Below are 22,427 nucleotides of genomic sequence, written 5' to 3' on the forward strand. Positions count from 1 at the left end.
TCACTCCTTACTTAATTATTTTTCCATGCTTCAGGCAAAATGAATCCATCATATTTCTCGATTCCAAGGATATATTCTTCAAACTCTTTGGATTCATAGGCAGCCTTCAAGTCCTTGGCCCACTGCGAATTTTCATCCTTTTTGTTAACCGATACGATGATTCTGTGTTGCATTGGCGTGTTTTCAATCTTGAGTGCATCCGTAATCTTTCTGTCGGGTGAATTCGCAATATAATTACCGTTCACAACACCATAATCCACATCTTGAAGGGAAACCAGAATTTGCGCCGGGTCCAAAATTTTAATATCAATATTATACTTATCCGGCTCCATGCTGTTAATGTTGAAGTCCGCTACACCTGCTCCTTCTTTAATTTTAATCCAGCCCAATTCCTCCAGAATACGAAGTGCACGCTCCTGGTTAACCGGATCATTGGGAACCGCCACCGTTGTACCATCTTTAACATCGTCAAGAGTAGTATGATTTACAGAATAAAGACCTTGTGGAGCGCCTGGCACATAAGCAATTCCTGTCATGTCTGCATTAATTTCTTTATTAATGGCTTCCATGTAAGCTGTGCTTTGGAATATGCTCGCGTCAATGGAGCCTTCCTTCATCGCTGGATTAACCTGCATGTTTTGCGAGAAGGTTTTAATATCAACGGTATAGCCTTGTTTCTCCAGGATCGGCAGAATCGATTGACGGAATTGTTCCTCATAGGTTCCGACACCGAATCCAACGGTAAGCTTCTTCTTATCTCCAGAACTTTCTGCTTCCTTATTGCCGCAGGCCGTTAACACCGCCAGAACACCTATCAACATCACTAACATTAACTTTTTCATTACCTTCATCTCCTATTCAAATACTGAGTTTTTTAGTTGTTCTAGCGCCTCATCTGTTACATTTAGCGGGATCGCACAATTTGGCGAGAGAATAAAAGGCTCGTTTTTCATTAACGTCAAAGCTTCCTTCGCCTGCTTTTGAATTTGATCTATATTGTTTACTGCAAACAATCCATGATCAACGCCGCCTACTTTAGTAGCTTTAAGATTCGCTTCTAAACCTGGATTGCCTTCGGCTATAGTATCCCAGCTGATCCCATCAATACGATAATCATTGAATTTCTCCGGCTTTGCATGCGCTCCACAGGTATGAAGGATGTTTTTTCCATAACTTGCGGCTTCCAACACAATAGAATCATAGGGTCTGGACAGCTCATCGAACATCGCTTCATCAAATAATCCCGGATGTGCTGTACCTGTCACCGCATAGAACAAACCATCTGAACCCGCTTGCTGCAGCTCTTGCACATAATCGGCCAAGGTTAATGAAATAGCATGCAACGCATGGTGTGCTGCCGCTCTATGCTCCTTAAACAACGAATCCAAAGTAACAGGCTGCTCAATGCCAAACACTGTTTTTGTTACATATGCAGAACGCCCTACGATAAACAGCAACACCGTTAATGGCGAAAATACGGTTTGGATTAGCGGGGTATCCGGTAACCCTTGACGAATTTTTCTGACCGCCTCTAAATGCTCCAGCAGAGATGCAGTCTGGGTTGCCTTTTTCACTTCGAGATCCCACAGATTATCGGCTGTAGGAATAGCCGTCGTCTTCTGTCTTGGAAACACGGTCTGATAATCCGTAAAGTCATACTGATTACCCCAAGCTTCAGCTAAATAAGTTGCTCTAGGATTAATTTTGACCCAGTCCCAATCATACTTTTTCGTGAAAGAAATCGTTGTTGCTGCTAAATCTTCTGCATTTTGTTCCTTGTCAATAAAATGACGCCATCCGCTGACAATGTGACGATCCGCCCGTTCTCCGGACAATATTGCTTTAAACCGATCTTGCTTACTCCATTCACTCATCTGCCAATCCCTCCATGTCTCTGTAATAACTAATAGCGGCGAATTTTTCTTGCCAGCTTATTACCTAAAGATTGAATGCCTTGCACCAAAATGATGAGAATAAGAACGGTGGCAACCACGACTACGGTGTCAAATCGCTGGTATCCATAGACTATAGCCAAGTTGCCGACTCCGCCGCCGCCTACTGTTCCGGCCATTGCAGTTGCACCTATCAATCCGATCGTTGCTGTTGTCAATGACAGGATTAAGGATCCGACCGCTTCCGGCAACAAAAAGTACCAGATGACTTGAAAGGGAGTAGCCCCCATCGCCTCTGCGGCTTCCAGAATTCCCGGGTTCACTTCAAGCAGCGAGTTCTCTACCAAACGTCCTATATAAGGCGCGATATAGATAATCAGCGGTACGATCGCTGCGCTTGTCCCAATCGAAGTATGCACAATGGCCCGTGTAAACGGAACAATCGCAACCAGCAAAATAATAAAAGGTAGAGAGCGAATGATGTTAATCATCGGATTTATGATGGCGTAAAGGGCTTTGTTCTCCAAAACACCGCCTGGACGAGTAATCACTAGCAATATCCCGATTGGAATCCCGAGCAGGGAACCAAGAAACAAGGAAAACCCTACCATTTGAATCGTTTCTATTATGGCCTGCATAAATTGTTCACTTGTTACTGTGGTCGAAAACATAAGATTCTACCTCCTCTACACCGACTCCGCTTCTTTTCAGGAAAGCTAAGGCATTGTTAATCTCTGATTGCTCTCCATTTAATTGAATGATCACTGTTCCGAGTGTCGTTTCTTGAATCTCTGTCATATTCGCAAATAAAATATTGACCTTTATCTCGGAAGAACGAATCATCTCATACAGAACGGGCTCAGATGCATTTTCACCAACAAAATTAAGTTTATAGAGCAGACTTCCATGTTCTGCTTTTATTGATTTTTGAACGCTGGACGTCATGCTGTTTTGAATAACGGTCTTCACAAAATTTTGCGTGGTCTCATGTTTGGGTTGACCGAATACATCCAGTACGCTTCCTTGCTCGATGATCCGCCCCTCTTCCATCACAGCCACCTTGTTGCAAATCTCTTGAATGACAGACATTTCATGCGTAATGATCATCACCGTAATGTTGTATTCCGCATTGATTTTTTTCAGAAGCTGTAAAATAGATCGTGTTGTCTGTGGATCTAAGGCAGAAGTCGCTTCGTCACACAGCAGGATAGACGGATTCGAGGCAAGCGCTCTGGCAATCCCGACCCGCTGCTTCTGTCCACCTGATAATTCACTCGGGTAGCTTCCAGCCTTGTCACTTAATCCGACAAACTCAAGCAGCTCCTGTACCCGCTTGCGGATTTCATCTTTATTCTTTTTCAGCAGAACGAGAGGAATCGCGACATTATCAAATACTTTTTTAGATTCTAACAGGTTAAAATGTTGAAAAATCATGCCGATATTTTTCTTGGCCGCCCGCAGCTCTTTATCGTTGTATGTTCCCAAATCACGCCCGGCTACAAGAACCTGACCTTTTGTGGGTCTTTCCAAATAATTGACTAAACGGATTAATGTGCTTTTCCCCGCACCACTATAGCCGATTACCCCGAATATATCACCTTTTTCAACCTTTAAATTGATCCCTTGCAGAGCATCAATCGTAATATCTTTGCGAGTGAATGTTTTGTACACATTCTTTAATTCAATCATGTTCATTCCCCTCAATCATATTGTAGATTTAAGATTTTGGATTAAGCCTTTTCTTGCAGCTTCTGAAGTGCTTGCTCTGCCAATGAAGCAAAATATTTAGCGGCAGGCAGTATAGCTGCCTCATCCACATCGAATCGGGGGTGATGCAAAGCATAAGCCGGTCCTGTTCCGATATTTACAAAAGCACCCGGTATCTGCTGTAAATAGTATGAGAAATCTTCTCCCCCCATTTGCGGCGGGATATCATGCACATCATATCCGGCTTCTAAGGCGACTTCTTTGGTGAAGTCAGCCCAGTCCCCATGATTGATAGTTGCTGGCGGGCCTGGATACCAATGTAATTGCGCCTCAGCCCCGGCTCCTGCAGCAATCCCTTCGATAATTCGGGTCATTTGTATAGGAATCTGGCGGCGGATCTCTTCATTGTAAGTACGTACCGTACCTTCTAATTCAACTTTTTCCGGCAACACATTCCACGTGAAACCTCCGTTAATTCTGGTAACACTTAACACAACCGGCTCTAAAGTATTATTTTGGCGGCTTACGACGGTTTGCAGCATTGTAACCATTTGCGCAGCGGTCACAATTGAATCCACACCTTTTTCCGGAGTAGCAGCATGAGCGCCAACGCCTTTTACAGTGATTTCAAACCGGTCAACACCTGCCGTTAAAGCTCCCGATCTCGTTCCAAAAAATCCTGTAGGCAAGTCAGGTGAGTTATGTAAACCGAATATAGCAGCTACATTCTTGAGGCCTCCTGATGCTAAGACACCTTCCGCCCCGTGTCCTGTTTCTTCTGCCGGCTGGAACAAGACTCTAACTCTTCCCGGCAATTCACTTTCACGCTCTTTCAGCAACAAAGCAGCGCCTAAAATGGTAGCGGTGTGAAAGTCATGTCCACATGCATGCATTTTTCCTGGAATCTCCGAGGCAAAAGGTAATTCCGTTTGTTCTTCTATCGGGAGTGCATCAATATCACAGCGAATGGCCACAACAGGCCCGTCACCTTGTCCAATCTCTGCGATAAGTCCAGTCTCTAAAGGGAGGTCTAAAATATGTATATTGGCAGTTGTCAGCCATTCCCGCAGTTTCTCTGTTGTTCTGAACTCTTCATATGCCAGCTCTGGTTCTCGATGCAGATTTCTTCGAACCTCTATCAACTGACTAGCTAAAGCTTGATCAATCTTATGCAGTGGCTTCATAGGTGAAGTAATCCCCTTTCGTTATGGACCGATATGGTCTATCTCGTTTCTTCCATCCCTTTGATTCGCGCAAGCGCAGTAGATAAGCTGCTTAGAATATGATCCCGCATTGCTTTTTCTGCACCATCTTCATTTTTGTCAGCGATCATTTGCAGAATATAATTATGTTCTTCATCCGCTTGTGTGTTCCAATCTCCATGCATGGAGACATAGCGACAGTAGCGAAGCGAATGATCTCTTAATTGATTCAGAACTTTCTCAAAGGTTCTAAGTTCACTGATTTCAGATAAATAATCATGGAACTCAAAGCCATAGGATACAAAATCCTGTTTGTCCCCTAGCTGGAAGGAATGTTTGATTCGCTCCATCATCGTCGTTAAATGTAGAATATCTTTATCTGTAGCATGCTTAGCTGCACTTCTTGCAATATAGCCTTCAAGCATGCTGCGAATCAGAAATACCTCTTCGACCTCTTTGATAGTTACGGAGGCTACCCGCAGCCTTCCATTCGGCTGACGAACGAGAAAATCCTCATTCTCCAATCTCTGAATGGCCTCTCTTAAAGGAGTCCGGCTGACCCCGAGCAACGCCGCCAAATTTTCTTCATTTACCGCTTGATTCGGCTCTAACTCACTATCAATAATTTTTTGTTTTAATGCATAGTAGGTATTATCCTTTGACAACCTTCGTGATCGTATCACCATACCTATATTGCTCCTCATCGATAATTTGTGAGTGGCTTTAAATATATTTGTATAATTGTATACAATTATTAATTTAATAGATTATATAGAAGATTATTTTAAAACACGTCTATGTTTTTCAAGCTTTTTTCATACTATAAACCTATTATTCCCCCTAGTCAAGTGGGTATTATGGGTGAATAAAAAGCTGTCATATATCTTTCATTAACTTTAAATCCACCGATCGTTACTTCATCAAAAAGAGCACAGCCGCAACAAAAAAACCCATGTGACAATCCACATGAGCTGCTTGCTTAGATCCAGTTAAAGTCGAGTCATGCTTAAGGTTAATTGACCAGTCAGGGTGAGGAATGCTTGCCACATTCTTTACAGGTTTGACTTCCACTTCCGCACGGGATTTAACAAGCCATAATACTCCTTCCTATTATATCCACAATATAGATTTCAACAAAAAAACTGTATAGTAAAGTCAATGTCTATCTCATACATTTAGTATATTGTATAAAATAGAAACAACTATGTAGGAGCGATGAAAGTGAAAAGATTTTACATAATAATTGCTTTAGTTTCTTTTGTTGTGTTCTCGTTTTTAATCTTACGAACTTATGAAAAAGAAATTTTCGGGTTCAATCAAATATCTTCTAAAGAATATGATGGGAACAACGTGGAAATCAAGCGAGATAAATATAACTTGCGGAATTTTGAGTGGTCCGGTATCTTTCCTTTATACGGCGGCTTTATCTCTGATCCTCATTTTTTGTATTCGGAGCCCGTTGATGTAAAAGAGTATCTATCTTCATTTTTTCATGATAAGAGTGTTAGATACCAGTTAATCGATGTTAATCCTTTTTTCAATAACAAAACCAGCGAAAATATATTAGCTATGGAAATTGAAGGGTTTCCATATGAATATAGGCTTAGAGTTCCCGAAGATTCATATCTTAGTAATTTACAACATGATGAGCCAATGAGCGTATTTCTTTATAACGAAGATACCTTATATTTTGTTCTGCAGTACGGGTTCTCGGAGGGGGAATTTCTGATCTATGAGGTTGGTTCCCCTTTCGCTGAAGATAAAGAGCTTGATTATCACTTAATTGATATTAAGGAAAGTCGTATCCTAGAATCTTTAGATTTTCCTCTCTCGCCAGATCAAATTGACAAGCTAATAACACATACTTACAGTTCATTCTATCAGCTGTATACACAATATTTGAATCCAGATTATGCAAAGAATCAGGTGGAATCGCAAAAGGACAGCCGCATACACCTACCCGTACATTACGGCGCTAATTTGAATATTAATAGTAATGAAATGAAGGGTATTCGTAATGAAGAGTTTAATTCAAGAGTTCAAAATCGATATGAGTTTATAACATCACGTCAAAATGTCGAAATTGCGAATTCCCCGGATACTGAGAAAATGTTTTAAAATCATTGCATAGCAACTACTATGATTTTTCGTTCCTTGGTGATTCGTTTGAGTCATCAGAGTTCTCTATTCGTAATGAAACAAAGCTTGTCCTCATTGATTATGATTACAGAGACAGATTGTTAAGATATATAGATCAATATAAAAAGCTGCGTAAAAATGAGACCAAAATAACTTCTTATTTTACAGAAGAGGATCCTTTTAGGGTTGAAATCATTACACAATTTAACGATGAAATGACTATCGATAGATCGGTTTTGTCTGCATTGATATTTCCTAATGCCTTTCCTCAGACAAGAAAATCAATGAATTCAACCGAATATGCTTTGCCAAACAACGCATTTGAGCATTTATTTATTTTGGATTTTAACGATGGATATTCATTAAAGCTCTCCTATACTGAAGTACAAAAGCTAGAAGATTATTTAAGGGAAATTAAATAGGGGCTAAGAATCTCCAATCAGTAAAAGAGACCAAAAGACACTAACGCAGGTTAGTGTCTTTGTCTGTTCATAGCTTGCAATATTATCATTACATCGAAATAGGACCCACTATCGGATGAGGAACATATGGCTCTTCCAGCGACGCAATTTCTTCAGCTGTTAACGTAATGGAAAGAGCGGCTACGGCATCTTCAAGGTGAGACATTTTCGTGGCACCGATAATCGGGGCTGTTACCGGTTCTTTCTGCAACACCCAGGCAAGTGCAATTTGAGCGCGGGGAACACCACGTTGCTCTGCGATTGCTGCAACTTTTTCTACAATCAATCGGTCCGTATTTGCAGTCGCATCATATTTAGATTTCTGGACTTGGTCGGTTTCGGAGCGATGTGTGGTTTCCAACCAATCACGCATCAATCGCCCTGATGCAAGTGGGCTATATGGAATCACAGCGATTTTTTCTTCCTTACAAAGCGGCAGCATCTCTCTCTCCTCTTCACGGTATACGAGGTTGAAATGATTCTGCATGGATACAAACTTAGTCCATTCATTCTTCTCAGCTACATGTAATGCCTTTAGAAACTGCCAAGCGTACATGGCAGAAGCACCAATATATCTTGCCTTTCCGGCCTTAACAACATCATGCAAGGCTTCCATCGTTTCTTCAATGGGAGTATTGAAATCCCAGCGGTGAATCTGGTACAGATCCACATAATCTGTTCCCAGTCTCTTAAGACTCTTGTCTATTTCACTCATGATCGCCTTTCGGGAGAGTCCGGCACCGTTTGGACCTTGATGCATTCGGAAATAAACTTTCGTCGCCAGGACAATTTCATCTCGATTAGCATAGTCCTTTAAAGCCCGTCCAACGATTTCCTCGCTTGTTCCGTCTGAATATACATTCGCTGTATCAAAAAAATTGATCCCATTCTCCAAAGCTTGTTTAATAATGGGACGACTCCGCTCTTCATCAAGGACCCATGGATGGACCCATCGTTCTGCTTCACCAAAGCTCATACAACCCAGACATAGCCGGGAGACATCCAAACCAGTATTTCCGAGTTTCACATATTCCATTTGATTGTTCCCCCCATAGATATTATTTCCTTCAAATGTAGTTTACTCCTTGGAGTTAACTCCAAGGCAAGCGATTTTATTACATGCTGCGGATGAATAGATGTCTTCATTGACCATAGCCGCTAAGCGCGGTAATCGTTACGCTTAATAGAGCAAAAACAATATAGAGAGGATGAACCTGATGTTGGAACACCATAGACAGACAATGGAGAATTTCGTGAACAAGCTGAAAGTTGACACTTCTTGTCTGGCGGTCCTCACCTCTGGGTCGGTTGCCCGGGACCGGGCGAAGGAAACTTCCGATGTGGATGTCCATCTGGTGGTAACTGATGAATCCTACGAAGCGCATGCAAGAAACAACTACCTGTCTTATGTGGACCGGGAGGCCAGCACCTATGAAGGCGGGTACGTGGATGTGAAGGTGATTAATCTCCGCTTTCTGGAGCTGGCCGCTGAGCGTGGTAACGAGGCGACACGGTATGCGTTTACCGGTTCACAAGTGCTTTTCTCAAGAATACCTGAACTGGAGCGTCTTGTAGCTCGAATCCCCATTTATCCCGAAGGGAACCGCGAGTGCAATTTGCGGGACTTCAGCGCGCAGATTCACCTGTATGCTTTTTATTTCGCCAAGGAAGCCGCCAAAAATAACGATGCCTATCTAATGGCGCATACGGTAAGCAATCTGGTATTTTACAGCGGGCGGATGATCCTGGCCTATAACCGTATGCTCTTCCCCAGCCACAAGGCCTTGCTCGATACGGTCGAGACCGCGCCGCACAAACCGGAGGATTTCAAACAGCGGGCTACAGAGCTTCTGCTTAATCCGAATGTCAATAAAAGCACACGGTTTGCAGCGATGATGCTCTCTTTCCACAACCCCGGGCTTTCCTCTGACCAGGCACTGGGGATCTATGTAAAGAACAATGAGCGCAACTGGATAGACCAGCCGCCTCCCTTGTCAGACCGTTAATCCGCACACAAAAAACAGTCTGATCCCTGCACCAGCAGTTCTGGCCACCGGATGCAGACTGTTTTCTTATTTACCTATAGCTCCAGGCCTGTTGGGCCACAGCCATCATTCGCGCTTGAAGAGTTACCCGTTCCAAGGAACGCTTCAGTCCAGCTTCACGGGTTCCGTCCATTATTTCAGCGAAAGCTCGAAGCTGGTTCACGTAATAATTCATTGGTTCAAAATCTTGAACTGTGCTGCGGTCATCCGGCAGATCATGGCGTATTTTCATAGGATAGAATCCTTTGAGCGGCCGTAAGAAATCGGGTACCGTCAGCACCGTCTGATCAAAACAAAGGGTATGCGAGGCGCGGTAAGGCAGTTCAAAGGAGATCAGACATTCCGCATCCAGCCCGCTGTCATACTTAAGCGATGCCTGAAAGGTCCAGTCGCAGCCGTCCGGGCCGTCAAATTTCGACTGCCCGGAGATTTGCACATGTTGAAGCCCCACTATGTTCTCCACGAACTGTAGCCAGTAACAGCCCAGGTCGGCAAAGGCACCGCCGCCTTTTGATTTGATGCTGCGGTAATTCCCGGAATGTTGGTCCTTGGCAGGAATGGTTATACGGGTCTTCAGACTGCGCAGCTGGCCATATTGGCCGGAATCAATGATGGATTTGAGCGCCTGCTGCCAAGGATGATGGGCCATCATCAGGCCTTCGACTAGCTTGGGGGCTGCAGGCTGTGCCGAAGCCGTCCTCAATTGTTCCGCCTCTGCGGGAGTCAAGGCAATTGGCTTCTCGACCAGCACATGCTTGCCAGCCGCCAGTGCCTTGAGGGCCCACTCTGCATGCAGGTCGTTGCTGAGAGCTATATATACCGCATCCAGCTCCTTCATTTCCAGCAACGCCTCAAGACTGCCTGCAACTTGGGGGATGTTGTATGCATGAGCCAGTTCCGCGGCCTTCTCCGGGGTGCGGTTGGCAATAGCGGATACGGTAATTTCATCAACATAACGAGCCGGTTCCAGCAGGGCAGGCCTGACGATATTCGAAGCACCGAGAATGCCGAGCTTGTAAGAGTGAGTCCCGCCTTCAGTCCTCATACATGTGTCAGTGCCGAATAGGTATTCAGGTACAGCACATTGCACTTGGAGCAGGCCGGGGACAACCCTTCATCCAGAATCCGCCGCAGCCGGTCATAACGCTCGGAGTTCCAAATATCCGTTAGCGTTTGTTCGTTTACATTGCCGATAGACAACTCGGAAAAGAACTTACAGGCGCTCACATCGCCATTCGGGGCAATATCGACCCGGGTGCTAAGCGCCAGACATTTAGAGGTGCTGCGGGATGCCATCGGCTTGCCGGCCACGAAATCCTCAATCTCATCGAAGTCCAGTCCCGGCTGGTAACGGATGCGGGTATTTTTCCAGGTGTGGGCATTGATCCGTTTCAGGTCTTCTGTCAGCCTGACCACATTGTCAGGTTTGATATGATACTTGAAGGCATGCCAGCTGCTGCGGTGGTCCGGGCTCAGCTCGGCAAGCCATTGAAAGCGCTTGTCATAGAACCGGTCCATTTCCAGACTGGTCTCACTGGATATATACCAGGGGAAGCAGAGCAGCACCAGATCGACACCCTTTTGCTCAAAGAATTCCACCATTTCGTACAGTTTGCCGATCATATTGTCATTGATCACATTATGCACCGATATTCTGCCTCTGAACTTCCCTTGCTCCCGCAAGGCAAGCAGCCGGTCCACAGCCTCGACCACTTTTTGAAAAGAGCCTTTTCCCCGCAGCAGATCATGTTCTTCCTCGAAGCCCTCAATCGGGATCAGCAGTTCCAGATTGTCCGAGATCGCACACAACTCCTCTTCATACTTAGAGAGAAGAAAGGCATTGGTGCAAATCGTCGTATCTCTGGGATGCGCCTTGAGCAGCTCCAGAATTTGCTGTGTATCACGGTGAAACAACGGCTCTCCACCCCACAAATACAGCCTGGACTGAGCTTCATCGGTCTCCTCCAGCAGTTCGCGGATCATGTCCAGCCTCATGTCGAGATTCTGTTCGGCCTTGTCCATATCATGGTGATAGCCGGATTCATTCCACTGATAGCAATGCTTGCAACGAAGATTACAACGGTTGGTCAGCTTGAGCGACATAATTTCCGGCATCACCGTCTTGAAGCCGGGATCAAGCTTCCGCTCTCTATGAGGAACGACTACATTTTTGATGGTGCGTTTCAGCGCTTCAAAGGACTTGGCGTCCAGCGCTACTTTGCTGCTTGGTTGCATTAGTTTCTCCCTTCTGCTGCATACAGACGTTCTGCATAGCTTTTGGCATAATCAGGGTACTGTTCTCTGGAAGTTAGGATGTTCTCCGATAACCTCCGCAGCAGTTCACGGTCAAAGCCAGCCTGCTTCCACTCCTCATAACGGATACCGAAGCCAAGCCCGACCCAGAGATCACTGTTGATTTGCTCGTGGGGACCGAACGGGTCCAACAGCACGAGCGGAGTCCCGGAAGACAATGAATCGACCAAGGCACCACCACCCGGCTTACTGATGACTGCGGAGGCCTGGCGGATAACACCATACATGCCTTCTTGATAATTCTGGCAAGGCGGGAACCGGTTCTCCCCGCTGCCTCTCACCTTAGCAAAGGGAGGGAAGCTGTAGTGTCCGCTGCTGTCACGGAGCCATGTCCTCCACTGCGGATCATTCATATAGTAATGTCTTCCGTGGATTTCTTCGCCGATCTCCTCATTGCTGTAAGCAGCTATATCAAGCAGGTAGCCCGCTGCCTCCAGCTCAGCAAATTTCTCGCGGAATGTTCCGATTCCCCAACCTCCGCCATGCACAACCAATCGGCCATTCCTTGCCGGAACGGGCAGCGGCTCGATACCCGTGTCAATTCTGCACAGCAGCTTCCGATTCACAAGGTCATACATGTTCACTTCATGGTAGCCCTGCGCATACCCGGGGTTCAGTCTGCGGAGGTTCTTCCAGGAAGGAGAGAGGTCTGCATCGATATAGAGCAAATCGGCCAAGACTTCATAAGCCGCCGTTTCCCGGTACATATCCAGTACATGAACCCAGTGTCCGGAGAGTGTAATGAAATGCTGCCTTCCTTCCCCGCGCCAACGTTCAAATAGAGCTTTAACCACAGTGGGGTCAAGGCTGTTGCGGATATCCCCCGGTATTTTTTGCGAAGTCAGCGCCACGGAAAAATTCTCCCGGTAAGCTTTGCGGCTGTTATCTGTCGTCTTCTTCTTATCCTCAAACATTAAGGTTTCGAAGACCTCCACCTCCGCCTTGATTCCCAAAACCTTCAGCGCCCGTTCAATCAGCAGGCCAGGGACATAAAAGCCCAGCCCAAAGCTAGAACATAGTATTGTCACTGTATCCTTCATTTGCTGCTTCCCTTCATTTCCGCAAAATAGTATATCCGCTGCTTTGCAGCGCCTCGTCCAGCTTGACCGACAGCTCCTTCTTATGCGCAGTATCGCGGTAAGCGAGTGCCGCATACAGCTTGCCTTTGGTGCCTGCGGAGTGCTCCTTGCCCGGCGGATGAAGCGTTCCTGAAGTTAAAGGAATCACGCCTTCCCCGTTTTCCGCGCCGAACAGAATATTCGCTTGCTCCAAATGCTGCAGCAGCACTTCATAAGAGGCTTGCCCCATAGAAACAAGCGGGACCTGAATCAGAACCGTATGGATGTCTTCCCGGTTCAGATACCGGTCTACGCCGTGCTTGATCAGACTCATCGATTTCCGTGCGTTAATCTCGACCAGAGGCGCAATTGTGCCGTCGCGCAGCAGCATCGAATCCACACAGACATCGCCATAATAGCCATCCTCGTAGAGATTTCTCCCTATACTGTGCATGATTTCACAATAATTCTCCTGCTCCAGCCTATCCAGCAGCGTTTTGCCGGGAGACTGTGATTCTCCGAAGGCAAACCCGTTGTTCACCAGTTGCTGCACAGACACAATAGAGATTGCACCTGCTTGATCAATGTGAAATTGGCAGGAGAAGTCCATTTCGCGGTCGAGCAGCCGCTCCAGTACAAAACGGATTCGCTTCTCCTTATTCCTGCCGGATTCCAGATACCCGGCAATTCTGCGCAGGGTCCGCCCGGAATCTACCAGCTGGTTTCCTTTGCCGGAAACACCATACTCATCTTTGATCAGGAATGGGCCCTTGTCCAGCAGTTGCAGCCCGGTATTCAGCAATTCCTGGACGCTGTCAACTGCTAACCCTACGTTCGGCAACGACAATCGGTCCCGCATCGCAATCGAGTAGGATTTGGTGTTTACGCTGCGTACCGTCTGCTCATCCGGCAGTTCGGGCTGAAGGCGGTAGCGCCTTAGGGCATTCTGCGTTCCGGGAAGCACGGCAAAAGGGGAAAGCGACGCTCCCCCGGGTATCATCCTGGCTAAGGGGCCTTCCGGGTCCTGTCTGTCCAGCAGCTCAAATATATTCAGACTCTCCTGCGCAGCACCTTCCTCTTGCAATGTCATCGGATACACATTGGTAGTGAATGCGTAGCCGAGGAAATGCAAATAATCGACCTGCGCTTTGTTCATGCCGTAACGGGTCAGCAGAACGTCGCCGCTGCCGCAGAATACAAACAGCATTTCATCCATAGCCTGCACAATGGACATCCCGCTCAGGTCGGGAATGGAGGGCAACGCGGCGAGGTCTTTCTCCCGCCAGTACCGTTCCGACTCAAAGCTGCCGCAATGCACCGTAGTCTTCATTGTCCGGTAAGTCCGGCAACATAACCAGTGAAACGGTCTACCGATTTCAAATGCTCCAGATCAAAGGTATCGAAATCAACTTCGATATTGAACTCATCTTCGATCCTAAGAATAAAATTAATAATCTGTAGTGAATCCAGAGCAGCGTCAATCGTCAAATCGGAGCTGCCGTCAAGCGTTTGCAATAATGCAGGATCCTCCTTGATTTCCGCTATGATTTCAATAACTTTTTGCTGCATGTGTATACTCCTTTCTCTGTGCTTACTTAGATGGAATGAAAAGAATATACCAAATTTAAAACTGTTAATATATGGTTGAATGCGCCAAAATATTCAGTTATACTAGATGGATTCCAGACTACTAATCTTACTTATTCTTCTACTTCTAGCTGAAACGGAGGTCCGTCTATGGAGGTTTTTCCGGTAGTTGCTGGGGAATATCTATTTGACACAAATTCACCGGTTCAAGTGTTGCTGACTGAAGAATCGCTCACATCTGTTCTCCACCAGCATGATTTCATGGAGATCGCATATGTGCTTGAGGGAGAGGGCATTCAGCTTATCGCCGGGGACAAAATACAGATTGCGAAGGGCGATCTGTTTGTCATCCCGCCTGAGGTATCCCATGTGTTCCAGCCCCGGGATCTGAGCGGAACACAGCCGCTGCGGATCCTGAACTGTATGCTGAGTCCGGAGGTGTTCAAGCTTCCTGCCGCTTTGCCGGCGCTCTTCACCGGGCCGTTCGAAGAAGAACAGCAACGCCGGTTACGGTTGCTGGAAGAGCAGAAATCCTGGTTCGGATACCACGGGCAGGGAAGGGAACTGGAGGCCTTGTTCCGCCGCATGGAGGACTTACATAACAACTGCCCGTCGGCAGATCCCTTGAGGCTGTATCCCTTATTATTTGAACTTCTAAGGATTGTCGAGCCTTGTGCGGGAGTTCCCTTCTCAGACCGTTTACAGCAGGCTGATGATCCGCTGCATGATGTAATTCTATATATGGTCAGCAATTTTAAGCAGAGAATTTCATTGAAGGAGATCAGCCGCTATATTTCCATGAGCTCGCGCCAGTTTCAAAGACTGTTCAAGCTGAAGACCGGCAAATCCTATATCCAGGTGTTTCAGGAAATACGTATGAAATACAGCTGTGCACTGCTGATGTTCACAGACTTTGGCATTCAGAAGATTGCGCTTGAGGTCGGGATTGGAGATATGAAATACTTCTACCGTTTGTTCCGCGAATACAGCGGGATGACACCGGGGAATTACCGCAATTGGGGGCACAGTCATTTCTCAACTGGCAAGGAGATGAAAAGTTATGCTGAACATCCTGCCCGTTAAAAGCACTCCCTACCCTACGCTTCGCAGCTGTATCGATGACTGTATCCAATCAGTGGCTGAATGGCAGGGTAAAGACAGCAAGTACATGTACGGCAATGCCTGGCAGTTCTCCTTCAAGCAACAACAGTCTTCAGAACAGTCCATCATCGACCTGGTATCTACTCCGCGAATCAGCAAGGAGTATCTGGCGGCTTATCATGGGATAAATTTCACATATGTCAACCGGGAAGAGCCGGCGATGGACAAGTCTTTTCTGCTTGAAATGCTGGAGAAGCGGCTCGCCGGCGGCATGCCTGTTCTGGTAGGATTCGATTCCTATAGCTGCCCCTGGTGTCTGGCCTACCGTAGGCTGCATACTTCACATGCCTGTCTGGCTGTAGGCGTCGATCGTTCAAGCCGGAAGATTTATTTAACGGATGGCTACTACGGCCGCCCCCTGGAAGCAGTAGATTTGGATGAATGGGAGTCCGCCTGCCATTTCTTCGCAGAGTTCAGCCTGTGCGAGCCATCGCGCCCCCTTGGGCAATGGCACCTTGCCCTTGAGCATACGCTGCTGAATCAAGAGCATGAAGTCCAGCCGCTCCAGGTTACGGAGCATCTAAGCGCCTATGCTGATGCCTACCTCGAGACTGGAATAATCGCAGAGAATCCCGAGGAATATAGTGCCTATTTCTTGCTGGCTGCCAACACCCTTCCGATCACACGGATAAGGTACAGCCTTTTCCTAAGTGCTATTTCCGCTGATCAAGAAGTGCCTGAGCTTATCCGAATTGCCGAGGGCTACCGGATTGCCGGGGAGATGTGGAATATGGTGAATCAATTTATAATAAAGGTGATGTGTTCGGGTAACAAACCGGCACAACGCGGCAAAATCCATAAGAAAATGCTTGAAATCATTCACTCGGAAGAAGAACTGCTGCTTGAGCTGGTGCAATTAGTGAACCAACCCGCATTCAAGAGTTAGATTTCCCATAGACCACTACCAATAGACCGCTCCTTATTAGGAACGGTCTTCTCTTATTACGCTTAGATCAAATAGATTTTATGAATTCGTTAACGGCTTGAGTTTTTTTATCTCTGTTCAAACAACTACTTCTCTATTTGTTCCATGACCAATGCAACGAACGACTGAACATAACTTTCCTGCTCTGCCTTGGGTCTGCTGGCCATCCATATGGAATGCTTGGTCACGGTGTCTCCTGTTTCAACCTTGGCTAACGTCCCCTGATCAAGATAAGGCTGTGCCAACAAGGAAGAGACAAAGGTAATTCCATAACCGGCTATCACGGCCAGAATCGTCTCGTTCACACCATTAAATTGCAGTTCGATCTTGGGTTGCCCTACTTTTCTGTCTTCGCACAGCCGAAGCAGTCTCTCTCTGGCCGCACTGCCTTCCTCTCTCATAATAAACGCCTCAGATACCATGTCTTCAAGGCAGACCTGCTGCTTGGCAAAAGGATGCCCGGAAGAAACCACAAATACGTACTCATCCTTGTACAATTCGCGGTACTCAAAGTTTCCCGTATTATGGGAAGGGAACTCCATATCACTATAAATAGCCACGTCCGCTTCAAAGTTAATTAATTTTTCCATAGTTTCGTAAGAATTGGCGGTCGAAATCTGAATCCCAAGGTCGCGAAACCGTTGTTTAAATAAGGAGGCCCATCTGGGAATGAGCAGGCTTGTGGCAAGGTAATTGCCTGCGATACGGATATTCCCCACCGGAAATTTGTGATAATCTTCAATCATTTGCTCTATTTGTTCACCCATAGCAAACAGTTTCTCAAGTGGCAGGATCAGCCTGTGTCCAAGTGGTGTGAGCGCCATCCTCTTCCCTCTCACTTCTAATAACGTAATGTTATTCTCCCGTTCAAACTTACGAATCTGTGCGGATATCGCAGGTTGGCTGATATGCAATCGCTCCGAGGCTTTGGTTACACTACCTGTTATCGCTACGTAATAAAACAATCTTAATACATGAAAGTTCATCTGGATACCTTCCTAACAATATGAATGGAACACTGAATTTGTGCAAACAGGAATTCACAACTATAAATATACATTATGAATATTAATTATTATATAATATTTATTTATATTCTCTTATTTTATACTTACAACTATAAATAAGGGAGGCTTCGAACATGACAGAAACCGTATTATATTTAACCCGCCATGGGCAGACAGAATGGAATTTGCAGAAAAGAATGCAAGGGCATCAGAATTCAGCTCTTACTACCCTGGGAAAGCAGCAAGCTGAATGGTTGAAGGAGCGTTTAGAGGGAGAGAACTTAGGCGCGATCTATTCAAGTAGCAGTCTAAGAGCATTGCATACCGCACAAATTTTGAGGGGAAATCGAACGCTGCCTATTCAACAGTTGGATGAGCTGATGGAAATCAATATGGGGATATGGGAAGGAATGAAAACCGAGCAAATAGAGCAAAATTATCCCTTGCAATATGCTCGATTTTTCACCAGTCCTGATCTATATGTTCCTGTCAGCTTAGGCGAGACGTATGAACAGCTAGAACAAAGAGTGATTCCCGCTGTTGAGTGCATCCTTAAAGATAACCAGGGACAGAAGCTGCTCATCGTTACACACCGAATGACCTTAAAAGTCATTATGGCTCATTTTCTCAATAAATCACTGTGGGAAATCGGGGAAATGCCGGATATTTTCTCCACTGCATTATGTAAAGTACAAGTAATAGATGGTATACCACACGTCGATTTGCTGGGTGATACTTCACATTATCGTGGAGCACAGAACCAGGAAAGCAGAACGGGTAAAGCTACTTGTTAGCAAATGGGAGACCGGTTCAGGTTGAGTTAGGACAAATTGCTCCTAAGGACTCCTATTTTTTTCAAATTCAATATAATCGATAACATGCAGCTAAGTGAAACAAGGCCCAACCATAGGAATAGGGAATACGACATCCACACGCTTATCATGTAGTAATTATTGTTTAACAGATAAGGCCAGAATATAACCAATACCAGCAACATCGCTCTTAGGATAATAACAAGTATAATCCTTTTGTTCCTTGTCTTTTCAACATTTTTATTTTGCTTGCTTCCTCCAGCTAATTTAATCACCTTAAGACATAAACTATTAGCCGCTAGTAAGGCCAGAAACGAAAAGATCAAATCAAGCAATATATAACTGTCATCGTATGTAAATTTATTCATTGAATTACCATTCATATTCTCATGCAGGTTATGTGCAATCAGCGAAGGTGCAGTTGAATTCAAATTAGTTAATACTAATACGGCCTCAAGTTTCCCTATATCCATAATAAAATGTGAGGAATAATTAGGATTACTTCCACTGTGACTAATCACCCGTTCCTAATTGGGCATTCATCCAATGCTCCAAATCCTTTATATTCGTCACCAAATATCCAGCAGCAATATTCCCATAATATCTGGGGGCATCATATTGGAAGCTTTTGCCGAAAAACACCCGGTATCCTCTGGTAAGCTGATCCGGTTTCTGTTCCTGACCTGTTGAAAAATAACTGTCCGTCATTTTTAGCGGAACCAGTATATTCTGAGTTACATAATTCTGATAGCTTGTACCTGTAACTTTCTCAATAATCATCGCCAGAATATCATAATTTACAGTTGCATACTGATATTCTGCCCCCGGGTATGTATCCAATGAAATATCTGAAATCTTATTTATGGTTTTGTCAAGCAGATTCTCAGTTGTTCCTTCAGGAATTAACCTTATACTCCAAGACGGAATCCCACTTGTATGAGCTAACAGCTGATCAATTGTAATATTCACGTGCTCTCCTTGAAAGGTTGGGACAAAACGGGGAAGATACTCTGAGACAGAATCCGAATAAGCCAACTTCCCCTGATCTTTCAACAGAATAATAGCCAGAGCTGTAAACGCCTTGGTCGTTGATCCCAATTCAAACAACGATTCTTCAGTGACCTTCTTGTCTAGGTCAACATCTGCGTATCCATATACTTTATAATCTGTATTGCCCTGCTTGGATGAGACTATGGCTACTCCTGGAGTCGCTGTTTTGGCCATAAGGGTCTCTACCATATGCTCCTCAGTATCATATTTCCCTACCGTAAACAACGTTCCAAACGCGCCCCTGTCAACTGCGGCAGTAATGATTACGATAAGCAAGATTACACTTGCTAGTGCTAAGCCTTTTCTCCTAAATAAGTTCTTCATTGCCTCTCCTCTTCATGTTCGTATTATTTCATACTCCGTACAGCATCGTTCTTCATTTAGTTAGACGTTCTATTCCTCAACTTCTCTGCAACTATTTGACAGGAATCCTATCTACTAACCGTTTACACAAACTTAAAGACAACCAAAAAAGCTCCCGCCAAAACATCAGCAGAAGCTTCTTTGAACTATTTTTAGACATTTCAGGTCAATTAGTATCTTCGTCACTTTTGTATTCTAAGATATCGCCAGGCTGACATTCTAAAGCCTTACAAATCGCCTCTAAAGTGGAGAAGCGAATTGCTTTTGCCTTTCCATTTTTTAATATAGACAGGTTAGCCATCGTGATTCCAACCCTCTCCGTAAGTTCGGTTACGCTCATTTTCCGCTTAGCCAACATCACATCAATATTGATTATAATCGCCATAGTTTTCACCTCAGACTGTCAAATCATTTTCAGATTTTAGTTCAATTGCCTCTGTTAAAAGCCTTTGGAGAACAGCAGCAAAAACGGCAATCACCATGGAGGCAAAGATAATAATCAATCCGATGACTATGATTCCGGGGGCATCATCCTTCTCCGCTATGAGATAAAAGAGTGGCATGCCTAACACATACACGCTGCTGATTGTAATCGCACAGTATTTTATATTTTTTAATACTCGTACTGATAATTCTGAGAAAGCTTTGTTCTTGTCAATATAGCCCAGAAGTTTAAAAGCTTGATACAGAGCAATGTAAAAAGGAATCGCCGATGCATATAGATCGAGATAAACGAGAAATTGGATGTACGTCATCTCCGGATACAATTCTGCTGCAAAATTTGCGATCTCAGGTACCAGAAATATACACAAAGCCAGAACCGGGATTCCAATCAGAATAACTGCTGCCTTTAAAAAGAGTGTTGTTCCTCGTTTCATAAAAAGCCCCTCACTTATGTTTAAATTTAATATGACTTTAGCATATAATTTATCGTTTTTCAATAAATAATTAGTGATTTTAAATATATTATTATTGTTATAAGCAAAAGCCAAAAAAGCTTCTGCAGCACTATGCTGCAGAAGCTAAGCTTTTATCTTTTCGTCACTTAAGCGCGACGCCCTTTACGTTCACTCAAACCTGCGACAACAGACCAGCTCTGTTGCCGGCTGTTTAAAACACTTTTGTCGTCCACGATTCGCAGTTCCAGGTTTCTGTCACGATATCGCGGTAAAACTCGGGCTCATGGGAGATCAGCAAAATACTGCCCTTGTACGCCTTGAGCGCGCGCTGTAGCTCGTCCTTCGCATCCACGTCAAGGTGGTTGGTTGGTTCGTCCAGTACGAGCAGATTTGTCTCACGGTTGATCAGCTTGCACAAACGGACTTTGGCTTTCTCGCCGCCGCTTAGGACCGCGATTTTGCTCTCGATATGCTTGGTCGTCAGACCGCATTTAGCAAGAGCCGCCCGAATTTCAAACTGCGTATAGGACGGGAACTCGGTCCAAATTTCTTCAATACAGGTGTTGTAGTTCGCATCCTTCATTTCCTGCTCGAAATAGCCGATTTCCAGCAGGTCACCGAGCTTGACCGAACCGGAGATCGCCGGAATCTGGCCGAGAATGCTGCGCAGCAGCGTCGTCTTCCCGATCCCGTTCGCACCGACGAGCGCTATTTTTTGTCCCCGCTCCATGCGCAGGTTCAGCGGTCTGGACAGCGGAGAATCGTAACCAATCACGAGTTCATTCGTTTCGAAAATCAGCTTGCCGGAAGTGCGCGCGTCCTTAAAGTTGAACTGCGGCTTCGGTTTTTCCCTCGCGAGCTCGATAACCTCCATCTTGTCCAGCTTCTTCTGCCGGGACATCGCCATATTCCGCGTAGCCACGCTGGCCTTGTTCCGCGCAACAAAGTCCTTCAGATCTGCGATTTCCTGCTGCTGACGTTTGAACGCAGATTCAAGCTGCGATTTTTTCGCCTCGTACACCTGTTGGAAATAGTCATAATCCCCCACATAACGGGTCAGTGCCTGATTCTCCATATGGTAAATTAGGTTGATGACACTGTTCAGGAACGGAATGTCATGTGAGATCAGAATGAAGGCATTTTCGTATTCCTGCAAATACCGCTTCAGCCACACGATGTGCTGCTCGTCAAGATAGTTCGTAGGCTCGTCAAGCAGCAGAATGTCCGGCTTCTCCAGCAGCAGTTTAGCCAGCAGCACCTTAGTCCGCTGCCCCCCGCTAAGGTCATGGACGTCCTTATCCAAGCCGATGTCCGTAAGTCCAAGTCCACGGGCGGTTTCGTCGATTTTGGCGTCGATCATATAGAAATCCTGGCTCGTCAATGTGTCCTGAATGGTTCCAACATCCTCGAGCAGCTGCTCCAGCTCCTCCGGGGACACCTCACCCATTTTGCCGTACATGTCGTTCATCTCTTGTTCCATATCGAACAGATACTGGAACGCTCCGCGCAAAACATCACGGATCGATTGTCCCTTGGTAAGCACCGCGTGCTGGTCCAGATATCCGGTCCGCACTCGTTTAGCCCATTCAACTTTACCTTCGTCCGGTTGAAGCTTGTCTGTGATGATGTTCATGAAGGTGGATTTACCTTCACCGTTGGCACCGATCAGACCGATATGTTCGCCCTTCAGCAGGCGGAAGGATACATCGGTAAAGATCGCCCGGTCGCCAAATCCGTGACTCAGCTTTTCTACGTTTAATATGCTCATGTATTTAACACCTTTTCCTTTATTCTTTATACTCGTCA

Annotated in this window: 23 protein-coding genes; 6 read left to right on the top strand and 17 right to left on the bottom strand. The window is 45.5% G+C overall.

Annotated elements, in window-relative coordinates:
* Positions 1-11: 11 nt before the first annotated feature.
* Genes NSS79_RS21130 through NSS79_RS21155 form a run of 6 tightly spaced genes read right to left on the bottom strand, consistent with a single transcriptional unit; the run spans position 12 to position 5,487 of the window.
* Positions 12-851 carry a MetQ/NlpA family ABC transporter substrate-binding protein gene (locus tag NSS79_RS21130; protein WP_331281736.1) on the bottom strand — a complete coding sequence of 280 codons (840 nt, stop codon included), beginning with the start codon at positions 849-851 and terminating at the stop codon, positions 12-14.
* Positions 852-854: 3 nt separating this feature from the next.
* The gene (locus NSS79_RS21135) at positions 855-1,874 is read right to left on the bottom strand and encodes a uroporphyrinogen decarboxylase family protein (protein ID WP_342436010.1); all 1,020 of its coding nucleotides are present in this window, start codon (positions 1,872-1,874) and stop codon (positions 855-857) included.
* A gap of 29 nt (positions 1,875-1,903) precedes the next feature.
* Positions 1,904-2,563: a methionine ABC transporter permease gene (locus NSS79_RS21140; protein ID WP_038593806.1), complete on the bottom strand. Its 660-nt coding sequence runs from the start codon at positions 2,561-2,563 to the stop codon at positions 1,904-1,906.
* Positions 2,538-3,581: a methionine ABC transporter ATP-binding protein gene (locus NSS79_RS21145; protein ID WP_341094162.1), complete on the bottom strand. Its 1,044-nt coding sequence runs from the start codon at positions 3,579-3,581 to the stop codon at positions 2,538-2,540. The genes NSS79_RS21140 and NSS79_RS21145 overlap by 26 nt, the downstream gene beginning before the upstream one ends.
* Positions 3,582-3,622: 41 nt before the next feature.
* Positions 3,623-4,783, bottom strand: a complete 1,161-nt coding sequence (locus NSS79_RS21150) for an amidohydrolase (protein WP_342436011.1) — start codon at positions 4,781-4,783, stop codon at positions 3,623-3,625.
* Positions 4,784-4,821: 38 nt separating this feature from the next.
* A complete protein-coding gene (locus tag NSS79_RS21155; protein WP_342436012.1) occupies positions 4,822-5,487 on the bottom strand; it encodes a GntR family transcriptional regulator in 666 nt (221 codons plus the stop codon).
* Between the two features lie 535 nt (positions 5,488-6,022).
* Between NSS79_RS21155 and NSS79_RS21160 the strand changes: the two genes are divergently transcribed.
* Positions 6,023-6,919 (top strand): hypothetical protein, encoded by an 897-nt coding sequence (locus NSS79_RS21160; protein ID WP_342436013.1) that lies wholly within the window; start codon positions 6,023-6,025, stop codon positions 6,917-6,919.
* Positions 6,920-7,038: 119 nt separating this feature from the next.
* Complete coding sequence (locus NSS79_RS21165; RefSeq protein WP_342436014.1) at positions 7,039-7,362, top strand: hypothetical protein; 324 nt, start codon at positions 7,039-7,041, stop codon at positions 7,360-7,362.
* A gap of 88 nt (positions 7,363-7,450) precedes the next feature.
* On the opposite strand, the gene NSS79_RS21170 is transcribed toward NSS79_RS21165, so the two are convergent.
* On the bottom strand, positions 7,451-8,437 hold the full coding sequence (locus NSS79_RS21170; RefSeq protein ID WP_342436015.1) for an aldo/keto reductase: 987 nt from the start codon (positions 8,435-8,437) through the stop codon (positions 7,451-7,453).
* A 181-nt stretch (positions 8,438-8,618) separates the two neighbouring features.
* Between NSS79_RS21170 and NSS79_RS21175 the strand changes: the two genes are divergently transcribed.
* A complete protein-coding gene (locus NSS79_RS21175) occupies positions 8,619-9,407 on the top strand; it encodes a nucleotidyltransferase domain-containing protein (RefSeq protein ID WP_342436016.1) in 789 nt (262 codons plus the stop codon).
* Positions 9,408-9,477: 70 nt separating this feature from the next.
* Here the strand turns inward: NSS79_RS21175 and NSS79_RS21180 are convergent, their stop codons facing one another.
* Genes NSS79_RS21180 through NSS79_RS21200 form a run of 5 tightly spaced genes read right to left on the bottom strand, consistent with a single transcriptional unit; the run spans position 9,478 to position 14,386 of the window.
* Positions 9,478-10,491: a Gfo/Idh/MocA family oxidoreductase gene (locus NSS79_RS21180; RefSeq protein WP_342436017.1), complete on the bottom strand. Its 1,014-nt coding sequence runs from the start codon at positions 10,489-10,491 to the stop codon at positions 9,478-9,480.
* Positions 10,488-11,681, bottom strand: coding sequence for a radical SAM protein (locus NSS79_RS21185; RefSeq protein WP_342436018.1), 1,194 nt, complete (start codon positions 11,679-11,681; stop codon positions 10,488-10,490). The genes NSS79_RS21180 and NSS79_RS21185 overlap by 4 nt, the downstream gene beginning before the upstream one ends.
* Positions 11,681-12,799 (bottom strand): UDP-glucuronosyltransferase, encoded by a 1,119-nt coding sequence (locus NSS79_RS21190; protein WP_342436019.1) that lies wholly within the window; start codon positions 12,797-12,799, stop codon positions 11,681-11,683. Before NSS79_RS21190 ends, NSS79_RS21185 begins: the two co-directional genes overlap by 1 nt.
* 13 nt (positions 12,800-12,812) lie before the next feature.
* Positions 12,813-14,147 carry a hypothetical protein gene (locus NSS79_RS21195; protein WP_342436020.1) on the bottom strand — a complete coding sequence of 445 codons (1,335 nt, stop codon included), beginning with the start codon at positions 14,145-14,147 and terminating at the stop codon, positions 12,813-12,815.
* A complete protein-coding gene (locus NSS79_RS21200; RefSeq protein WP_038593838.1) occupies positions 14,144-14,386 on the bottom strand; it encodes a phosphopantetheine-binding protein in 243 nt (80 codons plus the stop codon). The genes NSS79_RS21195 and NSS79_RS21200 overlap by 4 nt, the downstream gene beginning before the upstream one ends.
* Before the next feature lie 168 nt (positions 14,387-14,554).
* On the opposite strand from NSS79_RS21200, the gene NSS79_RS21205 reads away from it, so the two are divergent.
* Positions 14,555-15,487: an AraC family transcriptional regulator gene (locus NSS79_RS21205; RefSeq protein ID WP_342436021.1), complete on the top strand. Its 933-nt coding sequence runs from the start codon at positions 14,555-14,557 to the stop codon at positions 15,485-15,487.
* The gene (locus NSS79_RS21210; RefSeq protein WP_342436022.1) at positions 15,465-16,451 is read left to right on the top strand and encodes a BtrH N-terminal domain-containing protein; all 987 of its coding nucleotides are present in this window, start codon (positions 15,465-15,467) and stop codon (positions 16,449-16,451) included. Before NSS79_RS21205 ends, NSS79_RS21210 begins: the two co-directional genes overlap by 23 nt.
* 125 nt (positions 16,452-16,576) lie before the next feature.
* Here the strand turns inward: NSS79_RS21210 and NSS79_RS21215 are convergent, their stop codons facing one another.
* A complete protein-coding gene (locus tag NSS79_RS21215) occupies positions 16,577-17,476 on the bottom strand; it encodes a LysR family transcriptional regulator (RefSeq protein ID WP_342436023.1) in 900 nt (299 codons plus the stop codon).
* Between the two features lie 155 nt (positions 17,477-17,631).
* Here NSS79_RS21215 and NSS79_RS21220 point away from each other — a divergent pair, with 155 nt between their 5' ends.
* Positions 17,632-18,291 carry a histidine phosphatase family protein gene (locus tag NSS79_RS21220; protein ID WP_342436024.1) on the top strand — a complete coding sequence of 220 codons (660 nt, stop codon included), beginning with the start codon at positions 17,632-17,634 and terminating at the stop codon, positions 18,289-18,291.
* Positions 18,292-18,822: 531 nt separating this feature from the next.
* On the opposite strand, the gene NSS79_RS21225 is transcribed toward NSS79_RS21220, so the two are convergent.
* The 4 genes from NSS79_RS21225 to NSS79_RS21240 all read right to left on the bottom strand — a co-directional run bounded on the left by NSS79_RS21225 (position 18,823) and on the right by NSS79_RS21240 (position 22,389).
* Positions 18,823-19,683 carry a serine hydrolase domain-containing protein gene (locus NSS79_RS21225; RefSeq protein ID WP_342436025.1) on the bottom strand — a complete coding sequence of 287 codons (861 nt, stop codon included), beginning with the start codon at positions 19,681-19,683 and terminating at the stop codon, positions 18,823-18,825.
* Positions 19,684-19,888: 205 nt separating this feature from the next.
* The gene (locus NSS79_RS21230; protein WP_038593853.1) at positions 19,889-20,107 is read right to left on the bottom strand and encodes a helix-turn-helix transcriptional regulator; all 219 of its coding nucleotides are present in this window, start codon (positions 20,105-20,107) and stop codon (positions 19,889-19,891) included.
* Between the two features lie 10 nt (positions 20,108-20,117).
* Positions 20,118-20,600, bottom strand: coding sequence for a DUF2975 domain-containing protein (locus NSS79_RS21235; protein WP_342436026.1), 483 nt, complete (start codon positions 20,598-20,600; stop codon positions 20,118-20,120).
* A gap of 232 nt (positions 20,601-20,832) precedes the next feature.
* On the bottom strand, positions 20,833-22,389 hold the full coding sequence (locus NSS79_RS21240; RefSeq protein WP_342436027.1) for an ABC-F family ATP-binding cassette domain-containing protein: 1,557 nt from the start codon (positions 22,387-22,389) through the stop codon (positions 20,833-20,835).
* Between the last annotated feature and the right edge of the window lie 38 nt (positions 22,390-22,427).

The sequence above is a fragment of the Paenibacillus sp. FSL L8-0436 genome (assembly GCF_038593025.1).
Classification (GTDB): domain Bacteria; phylum Bacillota; class Bacilli; order Paenibacillales; family Paenibacillaceae; genus Paenibacillus_AQ.